This window comes from Massilia alkalitolerans DSM 17462 (assembly GCF_000427785.1).
GTDB classification, from domain to species: domain Bacteria; phylum Pseudomonadota; class Gammaproteobacteria; order Burkholderiales; family Burkholderiaceae_D; genus Telluria; species Telluria alkalitolerans.
The window spans coordinates 1-12524 of the sequence record NZ_ATYR01000056.1; the positions used below are offsets into that span (position 1 = coordinate 1).

The window sequence follows — 12524 nt, forward strand, 5'->3', positions numbered from 1 at the left end:
TGCCAAAGCGCGCAATGCCATCCTGGCGGCCACCCGCCGGCTTGGCCGGAAGATCTGGAAAAAGTGGAGCGGGTATCACCGGCGCAGCCTTGTCGAGACCAAAATGCGTTGCTTCAAGCTGCTTGGTGAACGCGTCATGGCGCGCGACTTCGACCGTCAGGTCGCCGAGTTGCAGGTCCGTGCCGCCATCCTCAATCGCTTCACGCGCTTGGGCACGCCCACGACCGTAGCGGTGACCATGCCGTAAATCCGTCTGGGGTTTGGGGTACTACGCGCTCAATTGATTTATGCAACAAAGCCTCACGAACTTGTGAGCGATAGTAAAGGCGCATTGCTACGGAGACTAGAATGCATTTACGACGAAATACTGATTGATGAGGTGCAGGACCTTAGCTCATATGACTGGGATATTTTTGAAGTTTTACTACGATCATGCATTGATATACGCTTAGTCGGAGACATTCGACAGTCTGTTTTAGCGACAAATCCAAGGAGTAAAAAGAACGCGCGATATTCCTACGCCAACTCTATTACATGGTTTCGCGAGCGAGAAAAGGAAGGTCTATTAAGTATTAAAGAGAGCCGCATTACGTGGCGATGTCATCCGAAAATTGCTTCCTTTTCCGACACTATATTCAACCCTTCTTGGGATTTCCCGGCTACGGAATCGAAGAATGAAATTGAGACCGAGCACGACGGCGTTCATCTTGTAGCGACTGAGCACGTTGAAGACTACGTCAACCGGTATCAACCGCAATGTCTTAGGCACAGCGTTACCTCGGCTAGGAACTGGAATTATCATTTTTTAAATTTCAAAGTCGCGAAGGGTATGACCTTTGAACGCGTCTTGATTTTTCCCACTGCCACAATTGCTGAATTTATCGCGGAGGGCACTTACTTGGAAGCGACTCCGGCATGCAGTTTTTATGTGGCAGTCACACGGGCGAAGCAAAGCGTCGCCATCGTTTTGGACGACGCAGGAAAGTCAACGTTGACTTTCTGGCGCCCAGATGTCCCTGTCGGGGCTAGAGTATCCCAATAGGAAAAGGTCGGGCGACGGCCTCGACTCTACGATGGCTTATCGGGGCGCTGCTCGCGCTGAGCCCCAATACCCGAGCGCCGCCGATGCTGGGCGATACTCTAACGCCCGAATCGATATTAATCCTCAAACGAGCGGTTTTTGAACTTCAGTTGGTCGCAGTTTTCGCGCACGGAACGCTGCACAGCCTCGTCGAACCCGGTTTGGGACTCGGCCTCAATCTCGACGGCGATGCGGAGCTTGACTCCGGGCTTGTTCAATAGCATCAGGATCTCCTCGGCCACATCGGAGAACTGCAATTTAGCCTGATTCGGGTTCAGCTCGACGGCGCCAAAGAACATACGTTTTTTGGCAGGCGCGCTATTGCCGCTAGGCCCCGACTCTGAGGTGGATGCGGTTGAACTGGATCCTGAAGAGCCGTCACTCTTAGAAGCGGAGCCTGTCGACGCTCCTGCACCGCTCGCACTCGTTTGCCCAGCACCGTCAACCGCCCCCGCGCCCACGCCTTTGGCTTTCGCTTCCCGCTCGGCCGCTTCCTCGGCAAGGAGCGTGGCAAAGGTCGACGCCGCCTTTGGATCAATTAGCAGAAGCGATTCGTCGAAAATCGGGGTCGTGTTTTCAGCGAAGTGGAATCCCTGATAGCGCCCTTCCTCGATTCCATATGCGATGCCGAAGAAATCGCGGGATGAGAGGCCGGCGGCGATTGTCGAGCGGATCGTGTCGGAGTCACGCAGCCGCGGCAGATACAGATAGCAGCACGTCTTCTGCCACACATCCAGCGCACCGGCGGTCGGCGTGTCGTCTTTCCAGAACCAGGTCTGAAGCATTTTAGCCAAGTGAATCGGCGCCCATTCGTTAATGAGCAGCTCGTTCTCCTTGAGCACACGCTCAATCTCTTCCACGCGATTGATGACCGCCGGATTGATTTGGAAATGATCCCACTGAAGTTCGCCAATTCCTTTGCCCGGCTTCGCCTCTTGCAGCGGAGTCAGAAGCCACTTGTACGTTTCGCGGATCATGCGGCCCAGCGCGTCGTTGGCCAGGTCGAGGCTGTTTGAGGCTTGTTTGGTCTGGTGGCCGTCAAGATTCAGTCGGCCTTCGCGCACATCGTCAACGATGGACCTCCAGGCCAGAGACGAGGTGACCTGGTCTTTCAGGCGCGCCAGGCTGTCGGTGTCCGGTGCCAGGAAGACCAATCGATTTTGCTTCTGTCGAGGCTGGTCGCCCCGGTTTTTCAGAATAGCGGTGGCCGCGTCGATCGCCGCGGATTGAGCGCCCTTGCTAAACGTCGCCTCGGGCGGGAGCACGACCAAACGCAGCTGCCAATCGTCCGGCACATCGGCCGAGGACGTGAACACATGGACGCCGCCAAAAACACCGTTGGAGAACCGAAGCTTGTCCTTGATGAACGGGTAGACGTCCTCTCGCAGATTGAAACGGCGCTTGCGCTCCTCCATCTCGCGACGCAAGTTCGGGCGCGTGTCGAACCAAAAGCGGTTGTTCGCGCTGTTGAGGTATTGCAAGCGGTCGACCAAGGCGCGTGCGCCGTCCTTGTAATGCCCCAACACTTGACCCGGCTGAGCGCAGCCCAGCAGCACCCGCTCGAGCTCGATGCCGCGATGATGCTTGGCTCCGCCCACCGCGCCGGCGTCTGGGGCCGAGCCCAGAAACACCGTGCGCGCGATTCGGCGACAGGCGTGAATCGCCCCAAACAAGGGCCGAGCGTTGTCGAGCTCCGTGGTCGCCGCGCGCTCGCCGTCGATGTCGCGCTCCAGAACAGGATCCCAGCCTTGCGGAAGGTAGTAGATCGCCTCGTTGCGCGTGGCGGAGTCAAAGAGCGGCAGGCTTCCAGGCTGGATCAGCAGGTCGTTGTTCCCTGTGGTCCAGAGCCGGTGGATGACCGTCGCCATCATTTTCAGCACGCCGCGAGTGCGCTGGAAATTGTCAAGCGACGACCAGTCCTCGTAAAGTCGATCGAACACCTCCGGATGGATGGGGTAGGCGTGCTTTAACCGCTCGAGGTAGCCGCTGCCTTGGACGTCCTGAGGAAGATCCCCGGCGTTGGCCGTGTAATAGTCTGCATACGCTCTGCACACCTCCTCGGCCGCGAGCTCGTCGGTGACCTTGGCGAAAAGGCGCCGGCGGACAATCTCGAAAGCCTCTTCGGTGGCTACGGGCTTCCATAAGGCTTGCACGCGTCCAAAGTAATGCTCCAGCGCCCGCAGCGCTTTGACGCCCTGCTGGCTCCCCGCCTCGCGATCGGAGAACGGGAGCGACGCGAGAAGGATCGCGTTTGGCACCGCTTTTAAGGCCTCGGTCAGCGCCTGAACAAAGGAGAGCTGGGTGTCGTAGGTGCCGCCCGACAGCGTCTTCCCCTCCTCGAACTGGGACACATAGCGCACCAGCTCGTCCATCAGGATGATGCAAGGCGCGCTACCTCCGATGATCTCAGCAAGGACCGTTTTGCCCGGGGCGGTTCCGTCGCGGTCGGACTCCATGATCTTGGCGTAGGCCGCCTCGCCGCCCAGCTGCCAAGCGAGTTCGCCCCAAATGGTTTTGACCGTCACGCTCCCATGCGCGCGCGGCTTGCTTGCCAGGTCGAGCAGATCCACGCCATCCAAAACAGCAACCCGAGCTTTCGGAAGCTCAGTGATATCGGCCGCGTCGAGAATCGGCGAAATGCCCAGCATCTTGCTCGCGGGGGTCGCTCCCGTCGCCAGGTGATAGACCGCCAGCAGCGTGTGGGTTTTGCCGCCGCCAAACGCCGTCTGCAGCTGGACGACTGGATCGCCGCCCTTCCCGGCCAGGCGCTTTACGACCGAGTCCAGCAACAGGCGCATCCCCTCCGTGATGAAGGTCCGTTGGAAGAACAGCGAGGCGTCCTGATACTCTTCGGGCGCGATGCCCTGATGGACCTTCGAGATGTCGGCGGCGAACTCAGCTTGCTGGAACGTGCCCTTCAGGACATCTTCATGCGGAACGGCGATTTCTCGCCAAGGTTTCAAAGTCATGGTGTTCTTCCTTAGATGTCCATGGCGACTTGCGATCCCAAGTGCCCTTTAACATGCGACGCCTCTTCAATGCCAACCCACGAGGTGATCAGCTCGTTGTATGCCCGCGCGTCCTCGGCCCATCCCTTGCGCTCGCAGAGGGTGTAGAGCCGATAGGCCAGGCTTCGGATGGGCTCGGCCCGCTGCGGCATCCCCGCTAACAGCGCTCCCGCCACCCCTTCGCCACTGGCGCGAAGGGCGCGGATGAGCTGATGCAGCGCCTCCCATACCGGCGTGTTGTTGTCCTTCGATGGCGACCACTCGTCGGCGTATTCGACAGGCTTGAACAGCCTGACGCGGCCCGACAAGGCCTCCACCACCCCAGCGTCTCGGACATGGTCCACGCTGGTTCCCTTGGCCCTGGCCAGCACCGTGGCTTTGCCGAACTCGCCGGCGGCCCAGCCATGCTCGTCAAACCATCCCAAGCAGAACTGGGTGTCCGAGTCGAAATCGTCGATCCCCTCGGTCAGCATTCGGTTGATGAGGGTAAGGGCGGTGTGGACCGTCATGGGGCTTCCGTCGGCTTCCAGCACGGACGTATATTTCGAGAAGATGGCCATCCCCGGACCAATCACGGCTTGCGCGAGGTCGACCGGGGCAACAGGCGAAATGCCTTCGGCGCCGCCAATCATCACGTCCACCGCCTCTTTCAACTCATCCTTCAACTCGCGCAGGAAGTCCCGGCGCGAAATCGAGGAAGCGGACTCGGCTCGCTGGCGACACACGAGCACGATGCTCGAGGCCAGGGCGTTGGTCCCTTGGCTCACCATTCGACTGTCGTTTTCGGTGCGAAGCGGCCAGGTTCCCGTGATGGCGAAGCCGGCCGCCAGAACCGCCTCCAAGAAGGTCTCCCAGCCCGTGCTGCTCGTCCCTGCGTCCGTTGTCTCAGCCTGCTTGAACGCGTAATAGATCGTGGTTGGGAAAGCGGGGTGAGCCTGGTCGGCCAAGCGATGCATGGCCTCCGTCATCCCGTCAAGGAAGAACTTCTCCGCCGCCGGCTTGCTGCCATGCCTGTAAACCGTCGCCACCAGCTCCTCCGCCTTGGGTACGAGCATGGTCGAAAACAGCTGAGGGAAGACCGGACGCAAAGCGCGGCGCAGCCAGACATAGAAGAAGTCGGACAGGTCTGCGTAGCCAATGTTGTCGTAGTAAGGCGGATCCGTGGAGACCACTTTGCGAAGCGAGACGCTTTGAGTCTGCGCGTCTTGCTGAGCGGCATGACCGCGGAACCATTCCGGGGTGATCGCAAACACTTTGTCCATTGCCTTGGCCACGCCATCGATAAAGACCTCCCAGGAGCCCGAGCTGTCGCAGAAGGGATTGGCCTCGGCAAAGTCCCACAGCATGGGGAAGCCCTGCCGGCCAAACAGCTGGCGCGGACATTGAGCGGTGGGCTCCCAGCGAACCAGGCTGTTGCCCAGATCCGCCATCTTGTCCAGACAAAACGCCATGAAGATCGAGATGGCATCCGCGTAAGCTGCTGGCCCCAGGCCGCCATCGTCGAGAGAGCGATGATCGTCCTGCCAGCCGCTGGCGATCGCGTCGGCCTTGATCCGCTCCCGGAGCTCCGAAACGAGATCGGAAAACGTGGTCAGGCAGACGATTTGCCTCGGCGTGAACATGTGGCCCCATGTAGTCAAGCCATACGCCGAGCACACGCCCCCGGTGATCATCGCGCGCGTCGGCGTCGAGCCGGACAGGAACGACCGACGCGCCTCGTCGACAATGGACTCGTTCGCCGCGCGATGAGCGGTCTCCTCCATCGCCTCGGTGGGCGACAGGTAAATGCGGCCTTTCACGCCTTCAGCAACGATGGCCATGAGCTTGACGCCGATGCGCCCCGCCTTCCCTTCGGCGCGAATATAGTCGCGCGCGATGGGCGAGCCGCTCAGCAGACAGAAAAAGTCCTTGGCCTTTCCTGCCTTGGTTCCGCTTTTCGCGCTCTCCGGCGGCTTTCCGGAGCGCACTTCGAAGCGATAGGTGTCGCCATTGACCACGGGCTCGACATAAGACTCTTTGCCGGCGCGATTAGCGAGGATGAAGCTGGACACCAGGGGGACGTCGACATGCGAGAACGCCGGGTTGGGGCTCTTGACGGTGCGTGCCCACAGCCAGGCGAGCACGGTCGCCTGGCCGCCGCCCTGCTCTTTGCCCAGATCGACCTCGGGATAGTGATGGCCAATGCGCTTGAACGCTTCGTCGCGCATCCATCGCCCATAGCGGCGCACATCCTCCGCCAAGCCTTGCGCTCCGTTCCAATCGGTCGGCAGGCGCGCCTGCTTGATCGACTCGTGAATGGGGCCGACAGGCGCTCTGGACGAGAACCTCGGCGGGATCTCGATCATCGCTTTATTGATCAGGACCGCGACAGGGTTCAAGTCGGTGGCGAAGCTCTCCAACCCCAATCGCTGGGCTTCAAGCGGCAGCGCACCGCCTCCGGCGAAGGGATCGTGAAATGCTGGGAGCCTTTCCGGGTTGAACAGCTCTTTGGCGTCCGGATGGCCGCGGTTGAGCTCGCAGGTTTCGCGCCAGCTTTTGGCGATCTCCGCGCGCGCCTCTTCGAGGAGCTTGGCGTCATTGGTGTTTTCCCACGACGCGAGACGCCGAATCAGCCCGAAAAGATGATCGCGCTCGAGCTTGGCCTTCTCTTTGTTGACCCCTCGCCCCAGGTTGCGCTCGTAGCCCGGGTCGTTCACCATCTGCGCGAAGATCACCGCGCGCGCCGCCGATAGCGGACGCCGCGCCCACCACAGATGCAGGCTGGACGGGTGGCCTTGACGGATGGATTTCTCCTTGCCGGCCGCGTCATTGATATCGTCCAGAGGCAGGGCGACCTCGATGAGCTTTTTGGGGGTTTTGATTGTCGTCATTTGATGCTTTATGTTGTCACAGCGCTTCGCGCTGGCTTTGCAGCTGATGGGCCGCGTGGATAATGGCTGCCCTCATCTCAGGCTCCGTTTGGCGTTGCTCGTTTGAGCAAGGACGCGAGATCCAGATTGACGCTGGTCACTGCCCAGTCGGGCTCCTGCGTGAACGGATCGCGAATATAGAAAGGGCCCTCGTGACTCTCCTCGTCGACGAGCACAATCGCGAGAATGAATTTCTCAGCCTGGTTCAGCCCGTAAAGGATCTCGTTGCGCGTGACGGTGATAGTCGAATGCCCTTTCGACCGCCCCTTGACCTCAATGTGGCGCGCCTGCGGCAGCTTGCCGTCGACGGCCGGCACCACAGCGGTCAAATCCCAGCCGCACTTCTCCGCCGAGACATCGATCACCTCGTGCCCGAACGCCTCCTCAGCTTTGCGGACCGCATCCATTGCAACTTTCTCAACCCGCGCGCGAGCTTTGGCGTCAGCCGACCAGGTTGGCCCCTCGGCCTCTCCGCTGCGCATGGCAATCAGGCCGGCGGGAATGATCAGCGCGCCGCCCACGATTACCGGGACGCTCGACACCACATCGCGCATCGCTTGAAGCTCCTTCGTGCGCGACTCCAGCCGGACGGTTAGCTCGTCGATCGTCCGGCGCACATTCTCCAAGGTCAGCCGGACGTCTTTTCCCGCGGAGAGATCGGTTTTGAGCTTCTCGTGGCGATCCGACCAGTAGTCGATTTCCTTGACGAGGCGCTCATGGATCGCGGCCAAGTTCTTGTCGACCTGGCGCTCCCGCCGGTCGCGGATCTCGTCGAAATGCTCAGGCACCAGCCGATCGGAGGCGTGGCCCAGCGCGGCCACCTCCAGATCTTTCTTGATCCAGTCCGCTTCGATCTCAGGGCCCACCAGCTGGCGCTGCCACGGCTCGATTGGGTTAAGGTCCAAGTGCGGCGCCCAGCCCGCGTTCGCGATCGCGCCATGGCGATCAATGGTCACAAATTGAAGCCTGCGTGAGACGACCACGCCAGACTCCCCGCCCTCTTTGACGGAATGGTCGATCAGGAACATCAGCTTCGGATCGATCCCCTCGTCGTTGGGGTCCACCAGAACCGCGCCTTGCTTTAACTTGCCCCGGTGCTGCTCGATCATGAGATCTACGACCGACTGCATTAGCGGGTGGGCCGGGTGCAGAAGGCTGGCCACCGCCTCATTGGGCTTGTCCTCGACCGTCACTTTGCCCTTCTCGAAGCAGACGCGCTCGTACTTGGTCACCACGGGATTCAAGCTGCGCCGGTCGCGCCCGGAGATCTGACGATCGCGCTCCCGAATGGAAGCGGGCACAAAGGTGATCTCGTATCGGCCGGAGCCGCGAGGCCGCAAATCGCCGCCGAGCCGTTCGAACGCCTGGGCGAAAAACGAGCGGATGAAGTAGGGCTGCAGCTTGCGCGCCTCCGCCTTCTCCATCTCCTCTTTCAGCTCAAACAGCCGCCGCTCGTCCATGACCTCCTCGGCCAGGGCGTTGCGGCGGATGATTTCCCGCAGCTTCTCTGTCTCGAGCGCGTCGGCGACGACCTCGCGCAGGTGGAGCTTCCGAGCCGGATCCTCACCATAGCGAATCGCCTCGATCAACAGGTTTCGCAGGCTCACTCCGTCAAATACCTCGCCCAGGATGTCAAACACGCGGCCGCCAAGCGCCTTGCGCTCGATCTCGATCTTGTCGAACAGCTTTTGGAACACATCCCCCTCGCGCGTCTCCGCGGCGACCATGTTCCAGAGGTGGCAAACCTGGGTCTGGCCGATTCGGTGAATGCGGCCGAAGCGCTGCTCCAAGCGGTTGGGGTTCCAAGGCAGGTCGTAGTTGACCATCAGATGGGCGTTTTGCAAGTTCACGCCCTCGCCCGCCGCATCGGTCGCCAGCAGAACCCTTGTATCCTTGTCGTTTCGGAACAGCTCCTGGACCTTGCGCCGATCCTCGCGATGGACGCCGCCGTGGATCATCACTACGGCCTCGTGCTTGCCCAGCAGGCCTCGGATCCGGTCCGCGAGGTAGTTGAGGGTGTCGCGGTGTTCCGTGAAGATGATGAGCTTGCGCTGCAAGCCGTCGGCGCCGCGCATCTCGGGCGTGTTTTGCAGCAGCTCGCGCAGCTCCTCCCATTTCCGGTCCTGTCCGGAGTGAACGAGCGACTTGGCTTGCTCTTCGAGATGGCCCAGCGTGAACACCTCCGCCTCGAGCTCCGCGATGGTTTGGGCGGCGCTAGCCTGATCGACGAGCTCCTCCTCAAAATTCTCGTAGTCCTCCGGCGCCATGTCCTCGGCCGACTCCCAAATGTCCTCGGAGCCCTTGTCGATATAAGTCTCGGCCATCGGCTTCGCCCCGCCGTTTTGCTTGATCTTCTCCTCGCTGATGCGGCGCTTTAACTTCTCCCGCCGGCGTTTCAACGACTGGTAGATCGCCTCGGGGCTCGAGGCCAGCCGACGCTGCAACGCGGTCAAGGCGAAGCCGACCGTGCCCTTGCGCTTTCCATCTAGCTTGTCCGCGCGGTTCATCTCCTCTTTGACGTAAGTGGTCACGTCGATGTAGAGTTGGCGCTCGGCGTCGGAGAGGCTGTAATTGGCGGTGTAGGCCACGCGCTCAGGAAACAGGCGCGTGCCGTCGAATTTCAAGAGGTCTTCCTTGACCATCCTGCGCATCAGGTCGGTTACATCCACCTTGTGCGCACCATCGCGGAACTTGCCGTAGAAGCGATCGGAGTCCAGCAGCGACATGAACAGCTGGAAGTCCTCTTCCTTGCCATTGTGCGGCGTCGCGGTCATCAACAAGAAGTGACGCGTGACCGAGCCCAGCAGCTGCCCAAGCTTGAAGCGCTTGGTCTCGTTGACCTTCGTGCCATACCAGGTCGCCGACAGCTTATGAGCCTCGTCGACAACGATCAGGTCCCAGCGGGAATTGCAGATTTTCTCTTGGAGCTCCTCGCTTCGAGACAGCTGATCCAGACGCGCCACCAGCAAGTCGTGGTCATCGAAAGGATTCCCCGCCCGGCTCTGATCCACCAGTTCGCGGGTGAACAACGAAAACGAGAGGCCAAACTTTTCAAACAGCTCGTCTTGCCATTGCTCGACCAGGCTGCCGGGGGACACGATGAGGATGCGCGCGGCGTCGGCCCGCATCAAAAGCTCGCGAATCAAAAGACCCGCCATGATCGTCTTGCCGGCGCCGGGATCGTCAGCCAGGACATAGCGCAGCGGCTGCCTTGGCAACATCGACTCGTAGACTGCTGTGATCTGGTGAGGGAGCGGCTGAACATTCGAGGTGTGGACCGCCATCATGGGGTCGAACAGATGCGCCAAATGGATCCTGTATGCCTCCGCCGCTAGCTTGAAGTCCGCACCGTCCGCGTCAAAGCTCCACGGCCTTCCCGCAGAGGCGATCAACAGCTTGGTCTCGTCGCTCCTGAACACGACGCGCTCGCCCAGCCTTCCGTCGTCGCTCTTGTAGACCACGGTCATCGCGTTGTCGCCGAGCGGATCCGCGCTCACAACGCGAACGACTCGCCCCTCTTCAATCCCAGAGATGAGAGCGCCCTTGGAAATTGATTCCAGCTTCATAGTGAACAGTCTTTCATTGAGTTCAGCGCGCCTTCACGGCGAGCTCAAGAGCTTTGTAGCCCGGAGCCAAGGCGGCGCTTTCTACGCCGTAGAGAGTCTGTGGATTCGCTAGCCAGAGGTGGTGCGACGCTGGGTCCAGCGAATGGTCTTCGGAGCAGTCCACGCCCCACCGCTTCAGGGCGTAGCCGACCATTGGAGCCCGCAGCTGAAGCATCAAAGAACCATCGGTCATGCCGTAGTCGGCTTCCACGGCTTTCGGGTGTTTTACGCCAGGGTGAGGAACCAGATCGAGCGCGACGATGCGCGTCCACTGAACGTCATGCTCGAGACGCTCTTCCTCCGGAATTGATCGGTTCAGTGGAGTCGCCTTGATAATCCGAGTCAGCACGAAATCCGCGAAGCACTTCTTCTCCTGATCGAACGCTCTCAAATGCCAACGAAGGCCCGTATCCGCGAGAGCCAGCGGTGCAAGCGTTTTTGCCGAGGGTCCCGACGACATGGAGAGATAGCTCACCTCGACTAGTTCGCCAGCCGTGATTGCGCGCGTGAGCACGCCTAAGGTCCGCACATCAGGAGAGACAAGCTCACCAGCGCTCTCGCACGGGATAACACGGCGGCCGCTGACGCTTAGACCATCGCCAATTCCGGATCGGAACCACATTAGAGCACGCTCGGCCGATTGTTCGAAAATCGGTGAGAACTCGGGCGTAGGTAAGTATTTGCGCAGAGATGCGTCGTAGACCAGGTTGCTCGGCGCCAAGCGTCGGTAGGCGGCCAGATCCCGCGCTGACGCCGCCGGCTTTACCCCGAAGCGCCGTTCGATATCATAGCGAGTCAGGTCGCCGCAGAAAAACGCCTTGACCTCAATATAGGCCAGACGCTCGCGTTGTGTTTTTGGCAGCTCTTCCAGGTGGTCTAAGAAAGGCATAGCCTGATCACTCTTCTAATAATTTCCCGGTAGCACAATACCATATTCAAGCTCTTTGGTTAATCATTTTGATAAAGTTATCCTGGTGATTGTGCTCGCCCTAAAGAGTCAAAATGAATCGCCACGACGACGGAGAGATCCAGGCTCACCTCGTAGACAACGAGCTGCTCGAGTTGGAGCAACAGGCTGCACGCTCAGCCGTGAGGTCTATTTATCCCGACAGTCCGCTAGCGCCTCTACTGTTGGGGTTCACGCTAACGAGCCGCGTGTCAAAGTTGGAGCTGGTCCCTACAGCGACGCCAACCTGGTTGAGCTGGGCAGGGCTACGATCACACCGGCGCCTTCGTGTTGGTAGTTGATGAGCGACGGGCTGCGATGCGCAGCTGCATCGGACCATGCTGAGACACGCCATGACCAGTCGCCCGTCATGCCGGCATTGACCAAGCGGCGGCCGGGGCTGCACAGCACATATAGCCAGAACAGGGGAACTCTGACGGGCGCATATACGTAGCAGCTCGCCTTAGCCGATGCCACTTCAGCAGTGCCGAGAATATGCATCAGCCATGACTGGCATTCCGGTTAGGAAGTTCGTAGCGTCGTGGACAGGGGACACGAATTCCGGCTCGTCGGCGAACAGCCGCTAGCTCCCCATGTTACGCTTAATAACGTTCATAAACTGCGAAACGACCGCAGCGTTCTGGTTGTGGCGGCTGGCCTTCATCTCCTGCGTTTCGTTGATATGAAGCTTGCTAAATGGTGAATCGCCACGACTATCGTAGACACTCCTCAGCCATAATGTCGGGCACAAGGAGAAGATATGAGTGGGAAGCGGTACACAGAGGAATTCAAGATCGCAGCGGTCAAGCAGGTGGCGCAGGGCGGTCACCCGGCGAGCGAAGTTGCGGCTCGGCTCGGGGTAAGCATCCATAGCCTGTACGCCTGGAGGAAGCGCTATGGCGTGCCCGAGGCCGAGCGCAAGGCCGTCGATGCCCAGTCCGACGAGATGCGGCGCCTGAAGGCCGAACTCAAGCG

6 protein-coding genes and 1 pseudogene are annotated in these 12524 nt (G+C 60.2%); 3 read left to right on the forward strand and 4 right to left on the reverse strand.

Annotated features, from left to right (window positions below; genetic code table 11):
* Together YWC_RS0126385 and YWC_RS33215 are read left to right on the forward strand one after the other, a co-directional pair.
* Positions 1-247, forward strand: a pseudogene (locus YWC_RS0126385) (IS5/IS1182 family transposase); the annotation flags it as partial.
* Positions 248-310: 63 nt separating this feature from the next.
* Positions 311-1042: a UvrD-helicase domain-containing protein gene (locus tag YWC_RS33215; RefSeq protein WP_211239005.1), complete on the forward strand. Its 732-nt coding sequence runs from the start codon at positions 311-313 to the stop codon at positions 1040-1042.
* A gap of 116 nt (positions 1043-1158) precedes the next feature.
* Here the strand turns inward: YWC_RS33215 and YWC_RS0126390 are convergent, their stop codons facing one another.
* The 4 genes from YWC_RS0126390 to YWC_RS0126405 form a co-directional block, all read right to left on the reverse strand.
* The gene (locus YWC_RS0126390) at positions 1159-4050 is read right to left on the reverse strand and encodes an ATP-binding protein (RefSeq protein ID WP_027868039.1); all 2892 of its coding nucleotides are present in this window, start codon (positions 4048-4050) and stop codon (positions 1159-1161) included.
* An 11-nt stretch (positions 4051-4061) separates the two neighbouring features.
* Positions 4062-6959: a DUF1156 domain-containing protein gene (locus YWC_RS0126395; RefSeq protein ID WP_027868040.1), complete on the reverse strand. Its 2898-nt coding sequence runs from the start codon at positions 6957-6959 to the stop codon at positions 4062-4064.
* Positions 6960-7036: 77 nt separating this feature from the next.
* Positions 7037-10564, reverse strand: coding sequence for a helicase-related protein (locus YWC_RS0126400; RefSeq protein ID WP_027868041.1), 3528 nt, complete (start codon positions 10562-10564; stop codon positions 7037-7039).
* Between the two features lie 22 nt (positions 10565-10586).
* Positions 10587-11492: a BrxR family transcriptional regulator gene (locus tag YWC_RS0126405; RefSeq protein ID WP_036216277.1), complete on the reverse strand. Its 906-nt coding sequence runs from the start codon at positions 11490-11492 to the stop codon at positions 10587-10589.
* An 817-nt stretch (positions 11493-12309) separates the two neighbouring features.
* Here YWC_RS0126405 and YWC_RS0126410 point away from each other — a divergent pair.
* Positions 12310-12524, forward strand: a 215-nt coding sequence (locus tag YWC_RS0126410) for a transposase (protein WP_027868043.1), incomplete at its 3' end; no start/stop codon positions are given.